This is a genomic window from Trinickia sp. (genome assembly GCF_057351765.1).
In genome coordinates this window covers 1-25,674 of record NZ_JBMRBK010000047.1, presented here as the reverse complement: position 1 = coordinate 25,674, position 25,674 = coordinate 1, and the positions used below count along the sequence as shown (strand labels likewise).

The 25,674-nt window shown below is 63.1% G+C and carries 22 protein-coding genes; 5 read left to right on the top strand and 17 right to left on the bottom strand.

Features of this window, described 5'->3' with window-relative positions; translation table 11 throughout:
* Positions 1-12: 12 nt before the first annotated feature.
* The 16 genes from ACO1XS_RS13170 to leuC form a co-directional block, all read right to left on the bottom strand.
* Positions 13-1,764: a hypothetical protein gene (locus ACO1XS_RS13170; RefSeq protein ID WP_331568555.1), complete on the bottom strand. Its 1,752-nt coding sequence runs from the start codon at positions 1,762-1,764 to the stop codon at positions 13-15.
* Between the two features lie 225 nt (positions 1,765-1,989).
* Positions 1,990-3,537, bottom strand: a complete 1,548-nt coding sequence (gene purF / locus ACO1XS_RS13165; protein ID WP_331568557.1) for an amidophosphoribosyltransferase — start codon at positions 3,535-3,537, stop codon at positions 1,990-1,992.
* 24 nt (positions 3,538-3,561) lie between these two features.
* Entirely contained in the window at positions 3,562-4,056 is a 495-nt protein-coding gene (locus ACO1XS_RS13160) for a CvpA family protein (RefSeq protein WP_331568559.1), read from the bottom strand.
* A gap of 10 nt (positions 4,057-4,066) precedes the next feature.
* A complete protein-coding gene (locus ACO1XS_RS13155) occupies positions 4,067-4,939 on the bottom strand; it encodes an SPOR domain-containing protein (RefSeq protein ID WP_331568561.1) in 873 nt (290 codons plus the stop codon).
* Between the two features lie 35 nt (positions 4,940-4,974).
* On the bottom strand, positions 4,975-6,285 hold the full coding sequence (gene folC / locus ACO1XS_RS13150) for a bifunctional tetrahydrofolate synthase/dihydrofolate synthase (protein WP_486390855.1): 1,311 nt from the start codon (positions 6,283-6,285) through the stop codon (positions 4,975-4,977).
* On the bottom strand, positions 6,282-7,154 hold the full coding sequence (accD, locus tag ACO1XS_RS13145; RefSeq protein ID WP_486390854.1) for an acetyl-CoA carboxylase, carboxyltransferase subunit beta: 873 nt from the start codon (positions 7,152-7,154) through the stop codon (positions 6,282-6,284). Before accD ends, folC begins: the two co-directional genes overlap by 4 nt.
* A gap of 145 nt (positions 7,155-7,299) precedes the next feature.
* The gene (trpA, locus tag ACO1XS_RS13140; RefSeq protein ID WP_331568567.1) at positions 7,300-8,100 is read right to left on the bottom strand and encodes a tryptophan synthase subunit alpha; all 801 of its coding nucleotides are present in this window, start codon (positions 8,098-8,100) and stop codon (positions 7,300-7,302) included.
* Between the two features lie 64 nt (positions 8,101-8,164).
* Entirely contained in the window at positions 8,165-9,073 is a 909-nt protein-coding gene (locus tag ACO1XS_RS13135) for a DNA-methyltransferase (RefSeq protein WP_486390853.1), read from the bottom strand.
* Between the two features lie 11 nt (positions 9,074-9,084).
* Positions 9,085-10,278, bottom strand: a complete 1,194-nt coding sequence (gene trpB, locus ACO1XS_RS13130) for a tryptophan synthase subunit beta (protein WP_173256639.1) — start codon at positions 10,276-10,278, stop codon at positions 9,085-9,087.
* Positions 10,279-10,339: 61 nt separating this feature from the next.
* Positions 10,340-11,038 carry a phosphoribosylanthranilate isomerase gene (locus ACO1XS_RS13125; protein WP_331568569.1) on the bottom strand — a complete coding sequence of 233 codons (699 nt, stop codon included), beginning with the start codon at positions 11,036-11,038 and terminating at the stop codon, positions 10,340-10,342.
* A gap of 1 nt (position 11,039) precedes the next feature.
* Positions 11,040-11,837 (bottom strand): tRNA pseudouridine(38-40) synthase TruA, encoded by a 798-nt coding sequence (gene truA, locus ACO1XS_RS13120; RefSeq protein ID WP_331568571.1) that lies wholly within the window; start codon positions 11,835-11,837, stop codon positions 11,040-11,042.
* Between the two features lie 16 nt (positions 11,838-11,853).
* On the bottom strand, positions 11,854-14,466 hold the full coding sequence (locus ACO1XS_RS13115) for a motility hub landmark protein FimV (protein WP_486390852.1): 2,613 nt from the start codon (positions 14,464-14,466) through the stop codon (positions 11,854-11,856).
* 281 nt (positions 14,467-14,747) lie between these two features.
* Positions 14,748-15,869: an aspartate-semialdehyde dehydrogenase gene (asd, locus tag ACO1XS_RS13110; RefSeq protein ID WP_331573251.1), complete on the bottom strand. Its 1,122-nt coding sequence runs from the start codon at positions 15,867-15,869 to the stop codon at positions 14,748-14,750.
* Positions 15,870-16,122: 253 nt separating this feature from the next.
* The gene (leuB, locus tag ACO1XS_RS13105; RefSeq protein ID WP_331573249.1) at positions 16,123-17,190 is read right to left on the bottom strand and encodes a 3-isopropylmalate dehydrogenase; all 1,068 of its coding nucleotides are present in this window, start codon (positions 17,188-17,190) and stop codon (positions 16,123-16,125) included.
* Between the two features lie 78 nt (positions 17,191-17,268).
* The gene (leuD, locus tag ACO1XS_RS13100; RefSeq protein WP_331573247.1) at positions 17,269-17,919 is read right to left on the bottom strand and encodes a 3-isopropylmalate dehydratase small subunit; all 651 of its coding nucleotides are present in this window, start codon (positions 17,917-17,919) and stop codon (positions 17,269-17,271) included.
* Between the two features lie 16 nt (positions 17,920-17,935).
* Complete coding sequence (leuC, locus tag ACO1XS_RS13095) at positions 17,936-19,345, bottom strand: 3-isopropylmalate dehydratase large subunit (protein ID WP_173256631.1); 1,410 nt, start codon at positions 19,343-19,345, stop codon at positions 17,936-17,938.
* Between the two features lie 353 nt (positions 19,346-19,698).
* Between leuC and ACO1XS_RS13090 the strand changes: the two genes are divergently transcribed.
* Positions 19,699-20,022, top strand: coding sequence for a hypothetical protein (locus tag ACO1XS_RS13090; protein WP_486390851.1), 324 nt, complete (start codon positions 19,699-19,701; stop codon positions 20,020-20,022).
* The gene (locus ACO1XS_RS13085; RefSeq protein ID WP_486390850.1) at positions 20,022-20,444 is read left to right on the top strand and encodes a type II toxin-antitoxin system VapC family toxin; all 423 of its coding nucleotides are present in this window, start codon (positions 20,022-20,024) and stop codon (positions 20,442-20,444) included. The genes ACO1XS_RS13090 and ACO1XS_RS13085 overlap by 1 nt, the downstream gene beginning before the upstream one ends.
* A 47-nt stretch (positions 20,445-20,491) precedes the next feature.
* Here ACO1XS_RS13085 and ACO1XS_RS13080 read toward each other — a convergent pair whose 3' ends face one another.
* Positions 20,492-22,141, bottom strand: a complete 1,650-nt coding sequence (locus tag ACO1XS_RS13080; protein WP_486390849.1) for a hypothetical protein — start codon at positions 22,139-22,141, stop codon at positions 20,492-20,494.
* 441 nt (positions 22,142-22,582) lie between these two features.
* Between ACO1XS_RS13080 and ACO1XS_RS13075 the strand changes: the two genes are divergently transcribed.
* From ACO1XS_RS13075 to ACO1XS_RS13065, 3 genes are all read left to right on the top strand, one after another.
* A complete protein-coding gene (locus tag ACO1XS_RS13075) occupies positions 22,583-23,860 on the top strand; it encodes a hypothetical protein (protein ID WP_486390848.1) in 1,278 nt (425 codons plus the stop codon).
* A gap of 92 nt (positions 23,861-23,952) precedes the next feature.
* Complete coding sequence (locus tag ACO1XS_RS13070) at positions 23,953-24,699, top strand: spermine/spermidine synthase domain-containing protein (RefSeq protein ID WP_331571134.1); 747 nt, start codon at positions 23,953-23,955, stop codon at positions 24,697-24,699.
* A gap of 88 nt (positions 24,700-24,787) precedes the next feature.
* A partial coding sequence (locus tag ACO1XS_RS13065) for a cytochrome P450 (protein WP_486390847.1) occupies positions 24,788-25,674 on the top strand: 887 nt, incomplete at its 3' end.

The window sequence follows — 25,674 nt, the reverse complement described above, 5'->3', positions numbered from 1 at the left end:
GCGATACGTTTGTCATACCCCGCCGGCACGGAGCGTATAGATCGTGTATTGAGGCGTTGCTTTCGAGTATTCGTTGCCCGCCTTGAATTGGAAAATGATGGTGGATTTCTCTCCATTAGGACCAACGCTCCATCCTCGCAGGCTTGGCGAGTCGATCCGCGTCTCGATAGAGTCACTGTTGAGATTGTCCTGCGTTACAGGGAGACTCGTAACATTAAAGATCACAGGCGTAAAATTACTAAAGCGATCATATCCTGCGATCAGACCATAGATCGTAAACGTGTCATTCAAGCTAGGCTTGTATTGCGGCAACCATGATGCCCAGCTGATTTTTGCGGTAAGACCATTTTTGATATCTTGCGCATTGATGACATGGCTCGCGTTAAACTCGACAATGCTCAACGGAGGAAATTTCTGATCACCAACCGGGAATGGCGAGACAGTTCCAGAATCACCTTCATCCCCAAATGCAGAGAACGTGTATTCTGTCGATTTGACCGCTCCATTTTCCGGTCTGACGATCAAAATCAGCATCTTATTATCGCCACCCGTATTCGAATAGTTCAACAAACTTGGAGCGATTTGAAAAAATGGCTGGTTGCTCAGGATCAAATTTTTGTCGTTGGGCACGACTTTCTTTCCCGTTTCCGGCAGGATGGTTCCATTGACGCCGAGGAACAATGTATCGTCGACGTGTATTTGCCCATTCGAAATGGTGGTACTTGGCACGATGACACCCATCGGCGGACCGGACGGGTCGATATTGACCTGACCGCTCGCCCCGTCGATCGCCGGGGGATCCACTTGCGCATCCTTCGGAACTTGTGCGAGATCGACGATGATCAGCCCCGGAAGGACGATGCCCTCCGTTCCGACGTCCATGGTCAGCGTCACGAGGTTCCAACTCGTGAGCGGCGTATTCGCTGTAACGTAGAAGTCGAGTACGCCCTGCGCGTCGCTATCGATCCATACCGACTGCTTGTCGGCAGTGGGGCGAATTTCGGTTTTGCTTGCGTCGAAGAAGTGGAGGCACGTCAGATCAGCTTGCTCGCTACCCGGGCTCAGGAAGATTCTCGCGGAAAACGGCTTCTGCACCGCAGCGCCCGTTTCGTCCATGACCTGGTAAGCGCTGATGTGCAGTCCGTCATCGTTAGTCGCCTGCGTATTGTTTCCCGGCAGCAAGAATTCATACGCCCAAAGCGGGTTGAGAGACACATCCTTGGTTACATATTGGACGTCGGGATTATATTTCAGCGGGGTCGGGGGGGTTGCCCCACTCCCCGTGATATAGACGTTCCAAGTCGCAATTTCACCCCCTTTGCCTTGGATAACAATGTCGATTCCGTAGTCAGATTGACCGGCAACCACTGGCTGAATCAACTTACCCATCGAATCCGGATGGACCGCAGTGCCCGTCGGGCTTATACCATCTGGATTCTGCAATGGATGTTTCTCGTCATCCACAGCCACGCAGAATTGGACGTCGGTATAGCTATCGCCGGCCAGGTTATTCGTGTTGATACTGATCGGCACTTTCTGCCCTTCGTACACAATCGTATCAACGCGAGGTGTCGGATCGCCGAGGGGGTTGCCGCCTGGCGCCTTCGACGTAGCGGCCCGGTGCTCGATCGTTGCGCTCGTCGAACCGTTAGATTCCACTTGTTGGTCTTCCATTTTCTCGATCTCCGGAAAGGTCTGCCAGCAATCCTTTTGCTGGAGCGAGCCTGCGCGGATTCCAGGCCCGGCGCCGATTTTCGACGGCATGGAACCACGATACATCCGGTTGAAGTGGATCTATCCCAACGGTTTTAATAGGATCGTTATTTGCGGAGTCTGGCGACCGGCGCGAGATTCGCGGCGCAATCGCCTACGATCCGGCCGGACTTGAAATGCCGAGCCATACATGAGAAAAGCCCGCTTCGGCATTGGCCGAAGCGGGCTTCGTTGAAATCGTTCAGGCGAACGGCCCGGGTATGATCCCGGTCCGACTCACTCCACCGACAACTGCAAATGCAGCTGGGACCGTGTCACGGTGCTGTCGTTGACATCCCCGGCCGAGTCGCGGTCGGCTTGCGATGCCGGCTCCGTCCGTGCGCGTTCGATGACGTCGAGATATTCGGTCGTGATATCGCCGGTGATGTAATCGCCATCGAAACACGATGCCTCGAAACGGGCAAGCGACGGATTGATATCGCGCACCGCCTGCTTCAACGCTTCGACATCCTGATAAACGAGGTGATCCGCGCCGATGATCTTCGCGACTTCATCATCCGTACGGCCATGCGCGACGAGCTCGCCGCGCGTGGGCATGTCGATGCCGTAGACGTTCGGAAACTTCACCGGCGGTGCCGCGGAGGCAAAGATGACTTTGTTCGCGCCCGCATCGCGCGCCATTTGGACGATTTCATGCGAGGTCGTGCCGCGTACGATCGAATCGTCGACGATCAGCACATTCTTGCCCTTGAATTCGATCGCCATGGCGTTGAGCTTCTGGCGGACCGATTTCTTGCGCACAGCCTGACCGGGCATGATGAACGTGCGGCCGACATAACGGTTCTTGAAAAAACCCTCGCGATACTCGATGCCGAGCTTCGCGGCCACCTGCATCGCCGCAGGCCGCGACGAATCGGGAATTGGCATGACTACGTCGATCGGCACATCGGGCAACTCGCGCTTGATCTTTTCGGCAAGATAATCGCCCATGCGCAGCCGCACGTTATAGACCGGCACGCCATCGAGCACCGAATCGGGCCGCGCGAGATAGACGTATTCGAAGATGCAGGGATTGAGGCTCGGTTTGTCCGAGCACTGCTGAGCGTGCAGCCGGCCTTCCTGATCGATGAAGATCGCTTCGCCGGGCGCAACATCGCGCACGAATTCGAAGCCGATGCCCTCGACGGCAACCGATTCCGAGGCCACCATCCACTCGACGCCCTCGTCCGTTTCGAGCTTGCCGATGCAAAGCGGACGAATGCCGAACGGATCCCGGAAGGCAAGCAGGCCGTAGCCCGCGATCAACGAAACGATGGCGTAGGAGCCGCGTACGCGGCGATGCACGCCGGCAACGGCCTTGAAAACCGTCGCCGGGTCGAGCTGAAGGCCCGATGTCGCAAGCTGCACCTCGTGCGCGAGCACGTTCAGCAAGACTTCGGTGTCGGAATTCGTGTTCACGTGGCGCCGATCGATACGAAACATCTCGTCTTTCAGCTGCTGCCAATTCGTGAGATTGCCGTTATGCGCGAGGATGATGCCGAAAGGCGCGTTCACGTAAAACGGCTGGGCCTCCTCTTCGCTCGATGCCGAGCCGGCCGTCGGATAGCGCACCTGCCCGATGCCCGAAGTGCCCGGCAGGCTGCGCATGTTGCGCGTGCGGAACACGTCGCGGACCATTCCGTTGGCTTTCGACATGTGGAATGTACTGCCGTTCGCCGTCGCGATGCCGGCTGCGTCCTGGCCGCGATGCTGCAAAAGCAGCAGACTGTCGTAGATCAGCTGGTTGACGGGAGAGTGAGAGACTACGCCTACGATGCCGCACATGGCAGGTCCTTCAAAGATACGAAATCAGATTCGCACGTACTGAGCAAGCGCCTCGGGAAGCAGCGGTTTCAGCTTGTGCACGCCTTCCACGGCATAGGGCCGCAGCAAAGCGTTACGCCAGAATTCCTGTTTCGGCAGATCGGTCAACCCCGCCAGCACGACGAGCACGAGAACCAGCAGGATCCCGCGCACGATCCCGAACATCATGCCGAGCGAACGGTCCACGCCGTCCAACCCGCTTGCCGCAACGAGGCGCGAAATCAGCGCGCTCACGATGCCGGCGACGAGCACCACGCCCACCATGACCGCCGCGAACGCCAATAACCACTGCGTCAACGCGCCACCCGGCCAGTTAGCTGGAATATAGGGCACCAGGACCCCAACATAGCGGCTGGCCACAAAAAAAGCCGCCACCCAGCCAATCAGCCCAAATACCTCCGCAAGCAGGCCGCGCCACGCGCCACGCAGCGCCGACAGGCCGATCACGGCCAGCGCGGCATAATCGAACGCAGTCAGCATCGCCACGCCGTCACTGCGCCGAATTGGCCGTCAGCCCGGCTTCACGCACCTTGGCGATGGCCGAGGACGCCGCCGCCCGATCGGCGAACGGCCCCGCGCGCAGCATCGAGCGTGTCGAGCCATCCGCTTGCTTGCGATGTTCGATATAGGCCGGCACGCCGGCCGCCTTGAGCTTGCTTTCCCACCGCTTCGCGTTCGCGTCGTCGGCAAATACGCCGAGTTGCACCGCAAAGCGCGCACCCGGCGCGGCCGTTGCCGCTGCCGAACCGGTATTCGGCTCATTCGTCGTCGCGTTCGTGGCATCGGCCGCGGCGGTGGCCTCTTTGCCGGACGAGGTCTTTGCGGCCGACCCAGCGGCTTTCGAGGAACCTTGGCTACGGGCCGCACCGGCCGATTTCACGGCGGGCTGCGCCGCTTTGTCCGATTTGTCGGATGGAGTGGATTTGTCCGAGCCGCCGGTTTCCTCGGTGCGGGTTACAGAGCGTGCCGCCGACGCGCTTGCCGCTGCGGCAGCCGCGCCGCTCGCGCTATCCGGTGCCACGTCCGCCGTCACGTCGCGTTTGCGAGCCGTATCGTCGTTTGCATGCGAGGGCACCGTGGCGGGGCGGTTGGGGATATCGATGGCGATATCGTCAGTTACAGGCCTCGGGTGCGAATCGAGCACCATCGGCAGAACCACGACGGCCCCGATCACGAGCGCAATTGCGCCGACGAGCCGGCGCCGAGCACGCTGCTTTTCGGGAAGTGTGGGATCGAGCAGCATCGCGTCCGCATCGGCCGCGCGCTCGGTGCGACGGCGGCTGCCTTCGGTGCGCGCCGATCGGACATTGGCGCCACGCCGACGCGGCGCGTCGTCTTTATTGCCGAACGAAAAAAGTCCCATGAATTGCTGAAATCCTGGCCCGCGCCCGAATCCGGTCAATGTTGCCGCGACTTGCGGTAGGCCATCACGCCGCCGACCGTGAAGAAACTGCCGAAAACCACGATTCTATCATCGTCCGTCGCTCGGCTTACGGCATCTTCGAACGCCAGCGCCGGCGTTGCAAAGCGCTTGACGCTGCTGTCGGGCCCATCGGCGATGCCCAGGCCGCGCAGTTCGGCTTCGAGCGCTTCGGCCGAAGCGGCGCGCGGTGTCGGCAGATCCGTCACGCACCAGTGGTCGACTTCACCTTTCAGATGCTTGACGACACCGGCGATATCCTTGTCGCGCATGGCTCCGAACACGGCATAGGTGTAGCGGAAAAAGCCCATGCCGCCGAGGTTTTGCGCAAGCGCGGCAGCCGCGTGGGGGTTGTGGGCGACGTCGAGCACGATCGCCGGCCGTCCGGGCAGCACCTGAAAGCGTCCCGGCAATTCGACGTTGGCCAGTCCGAGGCGCACGTCCTGCGCTGAAACGGGCAGCCGCTCGCGCAGCGCCTCGAGCGCAGCCAGCGCCGCCGATGTGTTGATCAGCTGGTTCGCGCCGCGCAACGCCGGATAGGCGAGCGCGGAGCGTCGCATCGTCGGTCCAACATAGCTCCATTGCTGGCGCTCGCTGCCGGCCTGGCCTTCGTAGCGGAAATCGCGTCCAAAGAGCCACAGCTCGGCGCCGATGGCGGCCGCGTGGTTGACGAGCGTCTGCGGAGGCGCCGGATCGGCGCAGATCGCCGGCCTGCCGCCCCGGAAGATCCCGGCCTTCTCGAAGCCGATTTTCTCGCGCGTATCGCCGAGATAGTCGACATGATCGAGATCGATGCTCGTCACCACCGCGCAATCGGCATCCACGATATTGACCGCATCGAGCCGCCCGCCGAGCCCGACTTCGAGAATCACCGCATCGAGCCCGCTCGCCGCGAAGCAATGCATGATCGCGAGTGTCGTGAATTCGAAGTAGGTCAGCGAAACCGGCTCGGGCAGGCTCGTGCGTGCCGCCTCGACTGCCTCGAAATGCGGCAGCAGCACGGCATCGGCCGCGTTTTCCCCGTTGATGCGCGCGCGCTCGTTGAACTCGAGCAGGTGCGGCGACGTATGGCATCCGACCTTATAGCCGGCGCGCAGCAGAATCGATTCGAGAATCGCGCAGGTCGAGCCCTTGCCGTTCGTGCCGCCGACCGTGATGACCGGGCACGCGAAGCTCAGGCCGAGCGCCTCCTTGACCTTGCCGATCCGGGCGAGCCCCATGTCGATGCCGACGGGGTGCGCCGACTCGAGATGCGCGAGCCAGGCGTCGAGACTGGCGTAAGTCGTCACGCGACCGCATCCGCCGGCTGGCGCGTGAGCAAAGCGATCAGCCGCGCCAGCTCTTCGCGCAGCTTGCGCCGGTCGACAATCATGTCGATCGCACCTTTTTGCAGCAGGAATTCGGCGCGCTGGAACCCTTCCGGCAGTTTTTCGCGCACTGTCTGCTCGATCACGCGCGGGCCGGCAAAGCCGATCAGCGCCTTCGGCTCGGCGATGACCACATCCCCCAGGAACGCAAAACTGGCCGACACGCCGCCCATCGTCGGATCGGTCAGCACGGAAATGAACGGCAGCTTGGCCTCGGACAGCTTCGTCAGCATGGCCGTCGTCTTCGCCATTTGCATCAGCGACAACAGGCTTTCCTGCATGCGAGCACCGCCCGACGCCGTCACGCAGATGAACGGCACCTGCTGCTCGAGCGCATTTTGGGCCCCGCGCACGAAGCGCTCGCCGACGACCGAACCCATCGAGCCGCCCATGAACGCGAACTCGAAGCAGGAGATCACGACCGGCAGCGTATGAATGGCACCGCCCATGACCACCATCGCGTCGGTTTCGCCCGTGTCGTCCATCGCATCCTTGATGCGGTCCGGGTACTTGCGGCTGTCCTTGAATTTGAGCGCGTCGACCGGCACGATCTCCTGACCGATTTCATAGCGGCCTTCGGCATCGAGCAGTGCATCGAGTCGCGCCCGCGCGCCGATACGCATGTGATGGCTGCACTTCGGGCAAACATGCAGATTCGCTTCCACGTCGTTGCGATACAACACCGCTTCGCACGAGGGGCATTTCACCCAGAGCCCTTCCGGAATGCCCTTGCGGCTTTTCGGGTCGGTCTGTTTGATCTTCGGTGGCAGCAGTTTGTCGAGCCAGCTCATACTCGTTCCTTTCAATGGTCTCCCGGCCGCGGCCTGCCCCGTCTCGGGCAGGCCGGCGTCGGTTAACGTTCTTGGCATTCTTCGGGCACCGCTCGTGCGTCGCGTGGACCGGAAAAGATCCCGCCCCATTTGTGATTTTTCGCGGCTACTGTCCGTCGAGGGCGCGACGCACCTCGGCGACGAACGCCGTCAGCGCGCTCGCGGCGGCCTCGGGCGGTGTTTCTTCGAGCAATTGCACGATACGGCTGCCGATCACGACGGCATCGGAAACCTCGGCCACCGCACGAGCCGTACTGGCATCGCGGATGCCGAAACCCACGCCGACCGGCAGCCGAACATGCGACTTGATGGCCGGGATTTTACTCGCGATGCTGGAAACGTCCAGATTTGCCGCTCCCGTCACGCCTTTGAGCGAGACGTAGTAGACGTAACCGCTCGCCACCTTGCCGACGGATGCAATCCGTTCGTCCGTCGAAGTCGGCGCAAGCAGGAAGATCGGATCGATGCCGGCCGAGCGCATCGCCGCCGCGAAATCGATCGACTCCTCGGGCGGATAGTCGACGACGAGCACGCCGTCGACACCGGCTTTCGTCGCGGCCGCCGCGAACGCTGCCGTGCCCATGTGCTCGATCGGATTCGCATAGCCCATCAGCACCACGGGGGTCTCGCTGTCGCGCTCGCGAAAGCGCTTCACGTCGTCCAACACATTGCGCAGCGAGACGCCTCGCGCCAATGCGCGCTCCGACGAACGCTGAATCACGGGGCCATCGGCCATCGGATCCGAAAACGGCACGCCGAGCTCGATGACATCGGCACCGCCCGCCACCAGCGCGTGCATGAATTCGACTGTCCGGGCGGGATCGGGGTCGCCCGCCGTCATGAACGGGATCAACCCCTTGCGGCCTTGCTCGGCAAGCGCCGCGAATGTTTTTTCAATACGGGACATGATGAGTTCTCTTGTAAGGGTTGCGCCGGTCGTGCCGTGGGCGTGAACGAAGCGGCACCGCGGGTCATCGGGGCATCGACTCAGGCACCGCGGCGGTTGCAGCCAAAGGCTCGCGCCTGACCGCGCCCACACGCTCGCGCGCGATTGCGCAATAAGTTTCGTTGATCTCGTAGCCGACGAACTCGCGTCCGTGACGCGCACAGGCCACGGCCGTCGTGCCGCTGCCCATGAACGGGTCCAACACGCGTCCGCCCGGCGGACAGCTTGCGAGCACCATGCGCTCGACGATCTCGAGCGGCTTTTGCGTGGGGTGATCGACACGCTCGGCATGTTGGCGATGCAAGCGCGACACGGACCAGACATCCTTCGGGTTATAGCCGACCTCGAGCCACTTGCTGCCTTCGAACAGCTTGCGCGAACGCGCTTTCTTCGTTGCGGCGTCGTACGGAATCCGGACGGGATCGAGATCGAAGTAATACTGCTTCGATGCCGCGAAAAACCCGATATTGTCGTGCACCGAAGTGAAACGCCGCGTCGTGCCGCCCATGCTCGGCACCCGTCGGTCCCAGATGATCTCGTTGACCATCGTCAGCCTGGTCTTGAGAAACGAGAAAATCTCGGGCGCGTACTGCCAGGTGCAAAAAACGTAGAGCGAACCCGTCGCTTTGAGCTTGGGGATGGCGAGCTCCAGCCAGCAGCGCGTCCAGGCGAGGAATGCCTCACCCGTCAGCATGTCCGAGTCGTTACCGTAGTCCTTGCCGAGCGCGTAAGGCGGATCGGCCACGATGAGGTCCACCGATGCATCGGGCAGATTCGCCGCATCGACCAGAAAATCGCGGTTGTGCAGCTCGATGCCCGCATGGGCCGCTTGCGCGGCCGCAAGCGGGCGATCGGCCGCCCGGCCCGGCGTCGGCATGGGCGTGCCGCCCGCGCCGGGCTGCGGCTCCTCGAAGTCGTCGATCACCTCACGCATCGCGGCGCGCTCTAAAAGCGGATGCCCGAGCGCTCGGCCACCGTGTGCATGTCCTTATCGCCGCGACCGGACAGGTTCACGAGCAGGTACTTGTCACGCGCCAGCGTGGGGGCGAGCTTGGCTGCATAGGCAAGCGCATGGCTCGATTCGAGCGCCGGGATGATCCCTTCGATGCGGCAGCAGTCGTGAAACGCCTTGAGCGCCTCTTCGTCGGTGATCGCGACATACTGCGCCCGGCCGCTATCCTTGAGCCACGCATGTTCAGGGCCGACGCCCGGGTAATCGAGCCCCGCCGAGACCGAATGCGTTTCGATGATCTGCCCGTCGTCGTCCTGCAGCAAATACGTGCGGTTGCCGTGCAGCACGCCCGGGCTGCCGCCGATCAGCGATGCGGCGTGGCGCCCCGTTTCGAGCCCATCGCCCGCTGCTTCGACGCCGATGAGCTTCACGGCGGTATCGTCGATGTAAGGATAGAAGATGCCCATCGCGTTCGAGCCGCCACCGACGCACGCGATCACGGCATCGGGCTGGCGGCCGGTCAGCTCGGGCATCTGCACGCGGCATTCATCGCCGATCACGCGCTGGAAATCGCGCACCATCATCGGGTACGGGTGCGGCCCGGCCACCGTGCCGATGATGTAGAACGTGTTTTCGACATGGGTCACCCAGTCGCGCATCGCCTCGTTGAGGGCATCCTTGAGCGTGCGCGAGCCCGATTCGACCGGGACGACCGTCGCACCGAGCAGCTTCATCCGATAGACGTTGGCCGCTTGCCGGCGTACGTCTTCCGCGCCCATGTAGACGACGCACTCCATGCCGAAGCGGGCCGCGATCGTCGCTGTGGCCACGCCGTGTTGGCCGGCGCCGGTTTCGGCAATGACACGTGCCTTGCCCATGCGCTTGGCCAGCAGCGCCTGACCGATCACGTTGTTGATCTTGTGGGCGCCGGTATGATTCAGATCTTCACGTTTCAAATAGAGCTGCGCACCGCCGAGCAGCTCGCTCCAGCGCTGAGCGTGATAGATCGGAGAAGGACGGCCGACGAAATATTTGAGCTCGCGCTCGTACTCGGCGATGAACGCCGGGTCCTGGCGAAAATGTTCATAGGCAGCACGCAGCTCATCGAGCGCGTGAACGAGTGTCTCGGCCACGAACGTGCCGCCATACGGGCCGAAATGGCCCTGCTGATCGGGAAGGTTGTACATATTCGTCACTCTTGCAGAAGCGGCGCGCGGGCCACTGAAGGCTTTGCCGCGCCGCGTCGATTCACTGAGCATCCGCCTCGCGCACCGCGCGCACGAATGCCGCCATTCGGGCAGGATCCTTCATGCCCTTGGCGCCCGGCACTTCGATGCCGCTGGAGACATCGACCGCATACGGGCGCAAGCGATGAATCGCCTCACCGACGTTTTGCGCGTTCAACCCACCACTCAAAACGGCCCGACGCGCGAGCTCTGCAGGGATAAGTGACCAATCGAAAGTCTTCCCGCCGCCGCCATAGCCTTCGACATGGGTATCGAAAAGCAGGCCGCCGGCTGCTGAATAGTTAAGCGCCGATTCTACCAAATCGGCCGGCGTTGTCTCGGCCGCGATGCGTAGCGCGCGCAGCCACGGCAAACCGGCGACGTTGCCGAGCCGTTCGCATTGCCCCGGCGTCTCGTCGCCGTGGAACTGCAGCATGCCAAGCGGCACGTTGCTGGTCACTTCGCCGATCCATTCCTCGGTGGCGTTGACGAACAGCCCGACGGCCGTCACGAAAGGCGGCAATCCCGCCACGAGGTTGATCGCCTCGGCCACGCCGACCGCCCGCGGGCTCGGCGGGTAGAAGACGAGGCCGATCGCGTCGGCACCCAACTCGACCGCGAGCGCGATATCGCTGCGACGCGACAGCCCGCACAGCTTGATGCGGGTGCGATGCGGCATGTGGCCTGCCGGTTCCGGCGAGGCTGCTGTCGTTGAGTTCATGTCATTCGCTCCAAATACCGCCGAAAGGCATGCTGCCGAGCGACGCGGGCGGCACCGCGAACGGCTCGGGATATCCCACGCGCGCCAGATAAAGCCCCTCGGGCATGAAAGTGGGCGCTGCGCGGCCGCGGTCCCGGCTCGCCAGCACATCGGCCATCCAGGCGGCGGGATAGCGCCCCCGCCCGACCGCCACGAGGCAACCCATCAGGTTGCGCACCATATGATGCAGGAACGCGTTGGCTCGAAAACGCAAATGAACGATCTCGCCCGCGGCCCGGATGTCGATCTGATACAGATGCTTGACCGGCGTTTTCGACTGACACTCGGACGAACGAAACGCCGAAAAATCGTGCTCGCCGATCAGACATCGCGACGCCTCGCGCATCGCGTCGATGTCGAGCGGCGTATGGATCCAGCCTGCGCGGCCCGCGAGCATCGGGGAGCGCACCGGATGCACATGCAACACATAGTAGTAGGTGCGCTCGAACGCGGAAAACCGCGCGTGAAACGTATCCGGCATGGGCTTCGCCCATTGCACGGCTACCGTGCGCGGCAAGAACGCGTTCGTGCCCCGCACCCATGAAAATGCCGTCCGGTCGAGTTCGGTATCGAAATGAACGACCTGCCCGAGGCCGTGCACGCCCGTATCGGTTCGCCCGGCCACGACGGTCTGCAGCGGCGTACGCGCGAACTCGGCCAATGCGCGCTCGAGCACGTCCTGAACGGTCTTGCCGTGCGGCTGCGATTGCCAGCCGTTGAATGCCGTGCCGTCGTATTGAATGCCCAGAGCGATGCGCATTGGCGAACGCGGTCCTTCAGGAAAGCGGCGCGAGCGTCGCGAGCAGCGCACGCGCGTCGTCTCGCGTCGCCGGATCGTTCGATTCGATCACCTCATGGATCAGCGTGCGGGCGCCGCCCAGATCGCCGAGCTCGATATATTCAGCCGCCAGCTCGAGCTTGTTGCGTGCGATCCTCGCAATCTCTTCGGGGGTGAACGCGGGTTGCGGCGGTGTCGACGCCGCGGCCCCGGTTGAATCGTCAGCCGGCAGGTCCAGGTCGAATGCGAGCTTGAGCGGGCCGAAACGCGCCGCCCCGAGACCGGCTACGGCAGGGGGCATGGCCGCGGCCGGCTCGTGGGTCGGCTCGTGCTGGGTCTTTGGCGGGGATTCGGGTTCGCCAATGGCTTCGGACGCGGGCGCCGCGTGAGGCTCGGGGTCGCGATCGAGATCGGGTTCCGGCTCGTGCTCGTGCTCGTGCTCGTGCTCGTGCTCGTGCTCGTGCTCGACATGATCCGCGAATCCGGGCGGGTGCCCGGGTTCAGCGTCGTGCGCTGGGAGATGCGCTTGAGCATCGTGCGGTTCCTGCTCCGGCTCTGGACCGCGCGCGTCTTCCGGCTCGGCCGTGAACCCAGGCTCGATCCGTTCGGCAGCGCCCGTTTGCGCCATTCCGTCCTCATGCCGCGTGGGTTCCGCGCCGTGCCCCGGCGCCGCTTCGACGCGCGGCGGCAGCCCCAGATCGAGATCGTTGAGTGCTGCAATCGCTTCTTCGGGGAAACGCGGCTCGCGCATGCCTGCCACTGTCCGTTCCTCCGGACCGGCGGCCCGCTGGACGGTCGGGGCCTCTTCGCTGGCCTCGGGCGATGGCGCGGGGCGGACGGCTGCCTCGTCCTCATGCGGCTCGCGCGGCGCCTCGGCGGCAGCATGCGTGCTCGATTCGGCTTCCTCCGTCTCGATAGTCGACGATTCCGCCGGCAAATCCGGATACCCGGCTCCCGACAATTTCACTTCGACGTCCGACTCGTGCTCGTCGCTTTGAGCTCGCGCCGAATGCGGCGGCAGCACGTCCTCGCCGGCCACCGATTCGTCGAGCGTATCCTCGGTCTGCTCCGCGGAAATGGCGTACAGCGGATTGTGCGGGTCGAGCTGCCGCCCGAGCGCCGCGATATGCAGCCAATTCGGCCCGCGTCCGCCCGACAAATGCATGATGCGCTGGGCGATTTCGTCGAAGCCGCGCGCGTTACCGCGTTCGGCGTAATGTCCGGCGAGACCCATCAGTGCGCGCTTGCTCGTCGGCGTGCGCGCCAGCGTGGACAGGTGCTCGGCCTCGACCGGGTCTCGCGGCCCCTCGGCGTGCGCCGGTACGGGCTCGCGCTCGACGGCTGCACCTGCCGACGCAGTTCCCGACGCCGGTGCCGGTGCCGGCGCGGCCGTCGCGCGCGCCGCACGGCGTTTGCGCCCGCTCATCGCGAGGGCAACGATCAGGACGAGCAACGCCGCGACGACAGCCGACGCAACTGCTGCGATCGCCGGTACCGACGCGCGCGCGACGCTGATGCCGTAGCCGCCGATACCGATGAAACGCTCGCCCGATTGCGGCGCACGCGGCGCCGGCACGGCCGCCGGCCCGGTCTGCTTGGGGGCCTGCGCTGGCACGGCAACCGACGCGCCGCTCGCAGCCGCTGAGCTGCCCGATTCCCGTGCGGCTTTCGAGCCGAACCCGTGCCGTTGCAGATCCATCAACACGCGGTTCTTGAACGCGAGCAGCTGCTGCAGACTCGAGAACGGATGCGGGCGTGCCGCCGTTGCGGGAGCGCTAGCCGGCGCCGTCGCGACCGCTGCCGTCGATGCGGCGCCGGGCACGGATGCGGCTGACCCGCTCGCGCCAGCCCCCGATGCCTCGGACGCCGCCGGAACGGTCGGCGCCTGCTGAATAGCTCCAGTCCAGGCGTGAGCGCCCGCGGCCGGCGCCGCCGGAGTGCTTGCCGGCGCCGCACCGTTCGGAGACTGCGCGGCGGCCCGAGGCGCCGCCGGCTCGCCCGGCGCGCTGGCGGCGTTCGGCGACGCCACCGCCCCGCCCACGGCGCTTGCTTCGGGGCGCGCCCCGTGCGCGGGCACGCTGGCGCCCGACGACGACGCAGCAACGCCTGACGGCGCAGGCGTTGCGCCGCGAGATGCGCTCGCCGCAGTTGCGGCAGGCGCGGAGGCAGCGCTGGGCGCGCTCGCCGGCGCGGGAGCCTGGGCAACGACGGCCCCCGTCGAATCGAGCGGCGGGATAGTGAGGATCGCGCCGAGCTTCATGAGGCTCGGATCGCCTCGCATGAACGAGGAAGGGTTCGCATCGAAAATCGCTTTCGACGCGCGAGACAACACGGCGCGATCGTGCGATTGCGTGACGGCAATGGCAACGTCGTTCAGCGATTGCCCGGGCTTCACCGTAACCTGGGTCGCGGACTCGGCACCCGGGACGGATGCCGCCGCGGCTGCGCTCGCCGAATCGGCTGCGAAGGCCCGCGGCGACGCGAAGACCGTCGTGGCGACCGCAATCGCGAACACCGTGGCAGTGGCGATGCCAACGGCCGCGCCGCGCGCGTACGGCGCATCGGCATCAGTCCGCAACACAGGCGCGCGAGAGGTCGAACGTGCTGTCATGTGGTTGTTCCGCGCATCGCGGCGCGGCCATGAATGTCGTTTGGAAAGGGACAATATCTGATACGGCAGCTTTGCATGGGTTGGAACATGTGCTCTGCATGAGGCCATGGGTGCTCGAAGCACCTGCCGCACTTCCTCCGGGCCGACAGGAGAAGCGCTCACCGCCATCGGCAAAAAAAAAGCGCCGCGACCGGCGCGACGCCTTTACAGTCCTACGCCGCAAACGCGTAGTTTACGTTAGGAAGCGCGGCAAGACCACCGCGCCAGCCTGCGATGACGCTTCACTTGTCGAGCAAAATCCGCAGCATGCGGCGCAGCGGCTCCGCGGCGCCCCAGAGCAACTGATCGCCCACCGTGAATGCCGATAGATATTCGCCGCCCATCGCCAGCTTGCGCAGCCGCCCGACCGGCACCGAAAGCGTGCCCGTGACCACGGCCGGCGACAGTTCGCGCATCGACGCTTCGCGCTCGTTCGGCACGACCTTCACCCAATCGTTGGCGGACGCGAGGATGCCGTCGATCTCGTCGAGCGGGACGTCCTTCTTGAGCTTGATCGTCAGCGCCTGCGAATGGCACCGCATCGCACCGATACGCACGCAAAGACCGTCGACAGGAATCGAGCCCGGCTGTCCCATCGCGGGCTTGCCCAGAATCTTGTTCGTCTCGGCGCCGCCCTTCCATTCTTCCTTGGACATGCCGTTGCCGAGGTCCTTGTCGATCCACGGGATCAGCGAGCCGGCAAGCGGCACGCCGAAGTGGTCGGTCGGCATGGCGTCGCTCGTCATCGCCGCCAGCACGCTGCGGTCGATATCGAGAATGGCCGACGACGGATCGGCCAGCGCATCCTTGGCCGCGCCATGCAGCGTGCCCATTTGCGCGAGCAGCTCACGCATGTTCTGCGCGCCGGCACCCGATGCGGCCTGATAGGTCATGGCCGTCATCCAGTCGACGAGGTTTTCGCGGAAGAGGCCGCCCAGCGCCATCAGCATCAAGCTGACGGTGCAGTTGCCGCCGATGAAATTTTTCGTGCCCTTGACGAGCGCATCCTTGATGACGTCGAGGTTCACGGGATCGAGAATGATGACGGCATCGTCTTTCATCCGCAGTGACGATGCGGCATCGATCCAGTATCCGTTCCAGCCCGCCGCCCGCAGCTTCGGAAAGACCTCGTTCGTGTAGTCGCCGCCCTGGCACGTGATGACGACATCGCACTTTTTCAGCTCATCGATATTCGTCGCGTCTTTGAGCCGGGTCTCGTTCCTGGCGAACGCCGGCGCTTTGCCGCCCGCGTTGCTCGTGCTGAAAAAAACGGGCTCGATCAGCTCGAAATCGCCCTCTTGCTGCATACGCTGCATCAGGACGCTGCCGACCATACCGCGCCAACCTACGAGACCTACGTTCATGATTATCCCTTCGAATGGACGCTTCCCCGCAACCTTGCCCGGCGTGACCGCGCGGGGAAGACGGGCGGACACGGCGGACGATCAGCTTTTCGTGATCGTTTTGGGGGTAATCGTTTTGATCGAAATGATGCCGGCCACGCCAATGGCGCCGGCAATGGCGAATCCCTGCGCACCGAGCGTTGCGCCAACGAGCGTTGCTATCGAGGGGATAGAGGGGATTCGCAGCATCGCGACAGTCTACACGAAAACGTCCTTACAATGCCGCGCGCACCGCATCGCCCATCTCGGCCGTGCCGACCTGGCGGCAGCCCGGTGTCGCGATGTCGCCCGTCCGGTATCCGGCTTCGAGCACCTTTTGCACCGCCTTTTCGATGCGCTCGGCTTGCTCCGCCTTGTTCAGCGAATAGCGCAGCATCATCGCGGCCGACAGAATCGTGGCGAGCGGATTGGCCACGCCCTTGCCCGCGATATCGGGCGCCGAACCATGCGAGGGCTCGTAAAGACCCTTGTTGTTCTTGTCGAGCGAAGCCGACGGCAGCATGCCGATCGATCCCGTCAACATCGCCGCTTCGTCCGACAGGATGTCGCCGAACATGTTGCCCGTGACGATCACATCGAACGACTTCGGCGCCTTGACGAGCTGCATCGCCGCATTGTCGACGTACATATGCGAAAGCTCCACGTCGGGGTACGCCTTGGCGACCTCGATCATGACTTCCTTCCAGAGCTGCGACGTTTCGAGCACGTTCGCCTTGTCCACCGAAGTCAGCCGCTTGCCGCGCTTTTGCGCCGCCTGGAACGCGACATGCGCGATGCGGCGCACTTCGGGCTCGGAGTAGCGCATCGTGTCGAAGCCTTCGCGCTCCCCTTCGAATGCACCGTCGGGTGCCGGGCGAATGCCGCGCGGCGCGCCGAAATAGATGTCGCCGTTGAGCTCGCGCACGATCAGGATGTCGAGCCCCGAGACGATCTCGGGCTTGAGCGACGATGCGCCGGTCAGCTGGGGATAGCAGATCGCCGGACGGAAGTTGGCAAAGAGCTGCAGATGCTTGCGCAGACCGAGAATGGCCTGCTCGGGACGCAATGCGCGTTCGAGCGAATCGTATTTCCAATCGCCGACGGCGCCGAACAGGATGGCATCCGCCTCCTTCGCGAGCGCAAGTGTGGACTCGGGCAGCGGGTGGCCATGTGCCTCGTAGCCGGCGCCGCCGACGGGCGCCTCCTCGAGTTCGAACGACTCGCCGAGCGCGCCGAGCACTTTGACCGCTTCCTTGACGATTTCCGGACCGATGCCGTCACCGGGCAGCACTGCAATCTTCATGCATCCTTCCTGTGTACGTGATGTTGGGTTGTCTGAGGGACTGCCGCAGCCACTTGAACCGCGGGCCCCGAGGGAAGTTCAGCCGACGATCCGGTGAGCGAGCCACGGCTGCTTTGCCAGCCGCTCCGCCTCGAACGCGCGGATCTTGTCGGCCTGCCGCAGCGTCAGCCCGATGTCGTCGAGGCCGTTCAATAAGCAGTACTTACGGAACGCGTCGACTTCGAACGAATATTCGCGGCCGTCCGGCGTGCGAACGCATTGCGCAGCGAGATCGATCGTTAGTTGATAGCCGTTGAACGCATACGTCTCGTTGAACAGGTGATCGACCTGCTGCTCCGTCAGGACGATCGGAAGCAGACCGTTCTTGAAGCAGTTGTTGAAGAAAATATCGGCAAAACTCGGCGCGATCAGCGCACGAAAGCCGTATTGTTCCAACGCCCAAGGCGCGTGTTCGCGCGAGCTGCCGCAGCCGAAATTCTTGCGTGCGAGCAGAACCGACGCGCCTTGATAGCGCGGCTGATTGAGCACGAAATCGGGGTTGAGCGGGCGGCGCGAATTGTCCTGTCCCGGCTCGCCGTGGTCGAGATAGCGCCACTCGTCGAACAGATTCGGACCGAAGCCCGCGCGCTTGATCGACTTCAAAAACTGCTTCGGCATGATCGCGTCCGTATCGACGTTTTCACGATCGAGGGGAGCGACGATGCCCGTATGTACGATGAACTTATCCATGTTCAGTTGCTCCGCCTCAGCCCAGCTTGCGAATATCGACGAAATGTCCCTCGATGGCCGCGGCAGCCGCCATCGCCGGGCTCACGAGATGGGTGCGGCCGCCCGCGCCCTGCCGCCCTTCGAAATTGCGATTCGACGTGGAGGCGCAGCGCTCGCCCGGCTCCAGCCTGTCGGCGTTCATCGCGAGGCACATCGAGCAGCCCGGCTCGCGCCACTCGAAACCTGCTTCCCGGAACACCTTGTCGAGCCCTTCGCGCTCGGCTTGCGCCTTCACGAGACCCGAGCCCGGGACGACCATCGCGAGCCGGATATTGGATGCCACCTTGCGGCCGAGTTTCTTGACGACATACGCCGCGGCACGCAGATCTTCGATGCGCGCGTTCGTGCACGAGCCGATGAAGATCTTGTCGAGCTTGATCGATTCCATCGGCACGTTCGGCTCGAGCGCCATATATTGCAGCGCCCGTTCCATCGCCGCGCGTTTGACGGGGTCTTTCTCGCGCTCGGGATCGGGCACGCGCGAATCGATCGGCGTGACCATTTCAGGCGAGGTGCCCCACGTGACTTGCGGCACGATCTGAGTCGCATCGAGTTCGACCACGCGATCGAACACGGCACCCGGGTCCGATGTGAACGTGCGCCAGTACTCGACGGCGACGTCCCATTCGGCGCCCTGCGGCGAGAACGGGCGGCCTTTCAGGTAGTCGATCGTCGTGTCGTCCACGGCGACCATGCCGGCGCGTGCGCCCGCTTCGATCGCCATGTTGCAGACGGTCATGCGGCCTTCCATCGAGAGTGCGCGAATGGTCGAGCCGCCGAATTCGATGGCATAGCCGGTGCCGCCCGCGGTACCGATCTTGCCGATGATCGCGAGCACGATGTCTTTCGCCGTACAGCCGCGCGGCAGTTGCCCCTCGACTTTGACGAGCATGTTCTTGCTCTTTTTCTGCAGCAGCGTTTGCGTGGCAAGCACGTGCTCCACTTCCGACGTGCCGATGCCGTGCGCAAGCGCGCCGAATGCGCCGTGCGTCGACGTGTGCGAATCTCCGCAGACGATCGTCATGCCTGGCAGCGTCGCGCCTTGTTCGGGCCCGATGATATGAACGATGCCCTGACGCAGGTCGTTCATCTTGAACTGGGTGATGCCGAAGGCGTCGCAGTTGGCGTCGAGCGTATCGACTTGCAGCTTCGAAACCGGATCGGCAATGCCGTGGCTGCGGTCCGTGGTCGGCACGTTGTGGTCCGACACCGCCAGGTTCGCGCTGACGCGCCAGACGGGACGCTCGGCCAGCTTGAGGCCTTCGAACGCTTGCGGGCTCGTGACTTCATGCAGCAGTTGGCGATCGATGTAAAGCAGGGTGGTGCCGTCTTCTTCGGTGTGAACGACGTGCGAATCCCAGAGCTTGTCGTAAAGAGTCTTTGGCATGGTATGCGGGGGAAGTGAATCGAATCACGGGCGTTTCGGTTCGGTCGATTATGCCACGCAGACCGCTCGCGGGGTACTGGATGGATGAAAAAAGTGATAAAAAACAGTGGGTTATGGTGGTAGTCGCGGTACCTGGATCGCTACTACCATGTCTGCGGGGCCTGGCGCCGGACTGGCGCTTCGCGGCACCAGGACGTCCAATTTGACTAGTACTTTCGGTCGACCTCCGCCGCTCCGCCAGCGACGGTAACATGAGACCCTCGTGGAGCCCGTACCGTTGCCAAGCGACAGAAGTGCCTCGTCGTAGCAGGGATACGCGCGCATCGTCATTTGTTTTGGGGAGTTTCGGTCGTATGCAAAAAACGGTTTGGCTTTCCTATGATCTCGGTGTCAAAGGCGATTACGCCAATCTGTATCGGTGGCTAGACAACGTAAAGGCCATGGAATGCGGCGATAGCGTCGCCTATTTCAAGGTCGATATCGCCGATAACGAATCCGTGCCGGACTTCATCAAGACGGAGCTCGAATCAAACGTTGAATTTTCGAAAACAGATCGCGTATACATAGTATGGACGAATGGCGATGGCTCCAATAAAGGACGGTTCATCATCGGCAAGCGGAAAGCATCTCCATGGCAAGGATATGGGGAGATCGAGCCTGGCGAGGATGACCTTTGATGGCAAAAAATATTCTTATCGATACAGGGTATTGGATTGCACTGTTCAACGAAAGAGACAGGCATCACACGACCGCACGAGTGTTGGAGGACGATCTGTCCATCCATACTCTCTTGATTCCGTGGCCCACGCTATTTGAATGCGTCGATACCCGATTGGCACGCCGAAAGGATTCGGCGATTCGATTCAAACAACTGCTACTACGTCCGCGCACCGCGTTAGTCGACGACTCGCCGTATCGACACAAATCTCTGCATTTTGTACTTGAAGAAACCAATCATACGTTCAGCTTAACGGACCATATAATTCGATCCATGATTCAGGATGTCCAGCTTTCGATAGATGCGTTTGTCGGATTCAACCCTGGCGACTTTTACGATGTCTGCGCGGCACGCGGGGTCGATATGCTCTATCGAAACTGAGCCGAGGGCCGCAAAGGCGACTTGTGCCACACGCGCCGGCATTCGGCTCATGTCTCCTCGTCTTGCTGCGGGGCCCCTGCTTTCGGCAGCGTTTGCGCGCGCGTCGCACGCTCCGGATCACGGGCCGCGGCAACGATTTCCTTTGCATCGGCGACGGCATCCTTCACTGTCGCCGCCCAGCCAAGCGAGCGAGCCACCCCGATTGCCTTGATATCGTTTCGAACGCTTGCCTGCGCGGTGGCAAAGCGCTTTTCTGCCTTCGCGTAGTCGGTGCGCAGTTGCGCTTTCGCTTCGCGTTGAGCCGTCGCCCAATCGGTTCCACGCGGCGCGCCCGAAGCCCGCTGCATGCGTCGCGTCGCAATTTGCCGAGCCTCCCGCTCGAGTTCCGCGCCGCGCGGCCGCCCGCTCGGATCGCGCTTCGCGATGCCTAGCGCCGAGAGGCTGCCCTTCAATGCACCGCCGAGTCCCGAACGATTGCGCCCGATCTGCTGGGCCTGGGTCGCCGTCAGCGGCGCGGCCATCTTCTTTTCGACCCGCTGCGTGAACCGCTTGTCCAGCACCGTTCGGGCGTCGCGCATCTTGTTGTCGCTCGGCGGCTCCTCCTTGAGCGCGTGACGAATTTCATCGATCGTTTCGTGAGGCGCAAGTTCGGTGAGTTTCGCCGCCGCCTCGAAGGCCCGGTCGGCCGCGGCCGGACCGTTTGAAGCACCATAGCGGCCGTAGCTCTTCACCCCGAGCGCCACGCGGGTGTGGCGCGCGTCTTCGGCGTACACCGCGGAACCTTCCGCCCAGGCGTCCATGACGATCACGTTCTTGCGGCCCCGGCCCTTGCGCAATTCGCTCCAGGCATGGTCGACCAACGGGCGCCCTGCGAAATGGACGGCTTCGTCCGGGGCATCCAGCTTCCCAGCGTGCAGATGCATGGCGACAGCAGCGTGGTTGCTGCAGACACCGGCCCGCGCGAACATCGCCGCACCTGCAACGTTCGGTGCATCTTCGAATCCGGGTGCCTTGCCTTTCGCCAGGTCCTGGGCCAGTTCCTGAGCGAGATACGCGCGCGCGAGAGACTCGCCACCGGTGGCTTCGACGTCCGAACGCACGTTGCCGCGTCCCCATGGAAGGAGCTTGCGCGTCTGCACGACGGTTTCGTGGGCGGACCTCAGGCGCCCAAGCTCGTGCTCCGGCACGGCGCGGCCGTCGATCTCGCGCGCCAGCAGATAGCCGGCTAGCGGGAGCTCCTCATGTCGCTCGACGTGATGAAGATGCACCCCACCCGCGAGGCCGAAATCCTCGCGTGGAGACATGTCGCGCGTCGGCGAAGGGGCTGCGGATGGTGGCCCGTGTTCGGTGCCGCTGTCATCGTCGACTTCCTCCTCATCGTCCTCGGCGAGCACATCGAGCGACCGGCTCGGACCACCGGTGCCGCGCCCGAGCGCCGTTGCCTGCGGCGTCATGAGATCCGAACGATGGGCCGATTGCGCCTGTTCCGCTTCGGCGGCAGCACCGGTCGTTCCAGCAGGTGCGGTGCCTTGCCGCGCCTCTTCTTCAAGCAAATCTTGTAGCGAAGCCCGAGGGCGTCCGGTCGTCTGGCTCTGCAAGAGAGCGGCAGCCGCAACTGGCTGAGCGAGCGGGCCAGGGTTCTCGGCAGCACCTGCTTTTTTGCCCGCGCGACGCAGCGGATTGAGCCGCGCCAGCATCGATGAGACGCTCCGTGCCCGGGACGATGAACGCCCGTCACCCTTATCTGCAGTCCGCCGTTCGCTCGTTATCGAGGATTCGTCATTGGTTAGAGGTTGCGCAGAGCTAAGGCGCACATCTTTGCTCATGTTTTTCTCCGCGCTGACGGCCGGTGCCTACAACGATGACGGACCGACCTTAGCAATGCGCACGCGTCCGTTCGGGCCAACGAGCGAAATAGATGGGAGTTCGGCGAATGGCAGTCGTCGAGGTGCGTTTGCAACCGCGGTCATCTCGCGTTTTTCTCCGTTATTTCGCCGAGCGCAATCGATAGACACACTATTCAAAGCTACGTTGGACGCCTTGCGCCGCGCTGCACGTCGAGCCCACGCCCCCCGCGGCAAACCGGGCCATCGGCTCCGGGCGGCAGCTTGACCGACGCCGTCCTAAGGAGTCTTGATGTGCAGAGAATAGGCGCTACGTCTTCACAGACGAGCAGCAGCAATCCGGCGATCGAGAACGCCGTCGCGCAGCATGTGGGCGGCAACGCGGCGCGTGCCGCGACATCGTCCGTCTTCGAGAATCTGCGGCCCCGCGCGGATCGCACCGAGGGCGAATCCGGTTCCCAGATCGCGCAACCGGCGATCGGCCGTGCCCGTCTACCGCTCGCCGGATATTTGTATGCGCGAGCATCCATTCGAAGAACGATCGATGCGCAAGACGCCGCCTCGCTGATCGACGGGCAAGACACGCTGACGGAAACCAGGGCGATCCTCGGCAAAGGGCGCGGCAACGTCATCGACGACAACCGGAAAACGAATTTCGTGGCGGTGGGCCGCTCGCAGGCCGCACTCGAAGGGCAGCGCGCGCTGCAATCGGTGCTCCAGAGCCGTAGCAAAGACCCGGCCGGCGTGCGTCTATCGAATACGCTGCCGCAAGAAGAGATCACTGGCCTGACTGGGGATGCCCCAGGCCGTGTCGCCGCCATGGGTTCCTACATGGCGCTCGCCGCCGGCTCCATCGTGAACGAAAGCGGATACTGCGACGCTCATGCCTATGTGTCGCTGGTCCAGCATGCGCCAAAAGCGGGCGCACGAGAGATGCTGACGATCGTCGGGGCCTATTCGCCTTTTCCACATACGTGGGCGAACGTCGAACGAAGGCGCGGCGCAGGACAACAGGTGATTCTCGACTCATGGGCGGAGGGGCCCGCAATACTTGCCGAGGACTCTCGTCGTCAGGGGCCGCATGTCGCGTCGAATTCGCCGCCTACGCAGGACGGCAGCCCGTATCAGCCGGTCGTCATAGGCGATGTCACGCTGGACCTTGCCCTGACCCAGCCGAGCGCCCGGTTGTTTGCGAGCGGCGTCGGGAAGATGGCGAATGCGATGCAAAACGATCGGCGAATCATGCGGACGTTCGAAGATACCGCGCGGCGTACGACATCGAAATGGGTCCGCTTAGCGTCGCGACCCGGCGTGAACTTCGAGACAATCCGCGGGGCTTATTCGCCGATGTCGGTACTCAGCCATGTATTCGTTCAAGCCGTAAGGGACGCGCAAACGCGGCCCGGGCGTGCGACGGATCAGCCAGCATCGATCATGGCGGATGTCCGTGCGGCAGGCGTCGCGAGGCACTTCGGATTGGGCATTCGTGCGGCAACGCGCGATACGACGATCGCGGAGGTCAAGGAGGCGTCGGAAACGCTGCTCGCTTCCGGCTGGCGCCCGGTTCGCTGACGAACCGCAATGTTCGCCTCGTGGCAGCGAAGCAATCCATCGCGCAGATTAGGGTTCGTTCATGTCGAACACTGACTGAGGCTACCCGAACGATGGCTGACGATTCCTGCGTGGAGAGGACGGAGAAATATCGCGTCCAGATGAGCGATGGGCGCCTCTTTCTGCATTTGGCGAACGACGAGAACGGTGCCATGACGGTCATGGAACTCGCGCAGCCGAACGATCTTCCCGCTCTCTACACGCGAAAGATGTTGCTGCCGCTGGCCTTCATCCCCTCAGCGACCGACGTGTTGCTGATCGGACTCGGCGGAGGCCAGCAGGCCAAATTCATTCACCGATACCTGCCCGAGCTGCGAACGATTGGATTGGAGATAGACGCAGAAGTGGTCGAACTCGCGCGCACGCATTTCGGGCTTCCCCCTGACGACGATCGATTGCGTGTAGTGGTCCAGGATGGCGCCGACTTTGTTCGAAACCATGGCGACGAACAGTGCGACTTGATTCTGTCGGATGCGTTCGGCGAGGGCTACCGCCCGGTCGATGCGTTGCACACGCCGGACTTTTACCGGGAATGTCATCGAATCTTGCGCACGGGCGGTGTGATGACGGTGAATGTCTACGAGCCGACCGCCGAGTGGGCCGCTCGATTCATGTCGACTGTATCGAGCGTCTTCACGTGCAGAAAATTCATTGCGATCTCGCCCGTCCAAGGCGTCATGGCACTTTGGAAAGACCGCCCCGACCTCGATTGGGACGCGATCGGCGATCGAGCAGCGCGGTTGGACAGCAAGACCGGGCTCGGCTTTTCGGCATTTGTCGATGGCTTGAAAAACGAGTGAACCGTTTGCCGGGTATCATCGCGCTCATCGTTGCCACGTATTGCCATCTGCCCGCGTGACGTTCTCCATCCCTTTTCATCCAACCTCGATGAAGCTAGCCGATCTGTCCACCCCCGCATTCCTCGAAGATCCCTACCCGCTCTACAAAACACTGCGTGAACAGGCCCCGTTCGTACGCGTCGCGCCGAACGCGTTGATGACCGGGCGCTATGGCATTGTCGATGCGCTGCTGCAAAACAGGTCGATGGGCAAGAGCTATTTGGAAAGTGTCCGCGTGCGCTATGGCGACGATGGTCCGAATATGCCGCTGTTTCAGGGCGTCGGCAGGATGTTCTTAATGCTCAATCCGCCGGCGCACACGCGCGTGCGAGCGCTGATGATGAAGGCATTCAACGCGCGACAGGTCGAAACGATGCGCGAACTGGCACTCGCCACGGCCCATGAACTGGTCGACGGACTCGCTCCGCGCAAACAGGCCGACCTCGTAGCCGAATTCGCCTTTCCGCTTCCGCTGCTCATCATCTGCCGGATGCTCGATATTCCCGTGGAAGAAGCAACGGCGCTCGGCGATACCGTCGGCAAAGTGGCGAAGGTCTTCGATCCCGCACCGATGAATGCCGAAGCGCTGGCGCAGACAAGCGCCGCTTATGACGAACTCGCACGGTATTTCGGTCAAACCACCGAAGCCCGCCGCATGCGCCCCGGCAGCGATCTGATCTCCATGCTGCTGCGCGTCGAAGAAGCGGGCGACACGCTGACCCACGACGAAATCGTCTCCAACGTCATCCTGCTGTTCATCGCCGGCCACGAAACGACGTCGAACATGATCGGCAACGCGTTGATCGCGCTGCATCGCAATCCGCAGCAGCTCGATTTGCTTAAGCGGCATCCGGAGAAAATGCCGAATGCCGTGCTCGAATGCACGCGTTATGACGGCTCCGTCCAGATGACCATGCGTACTGCCATGGAGGATGT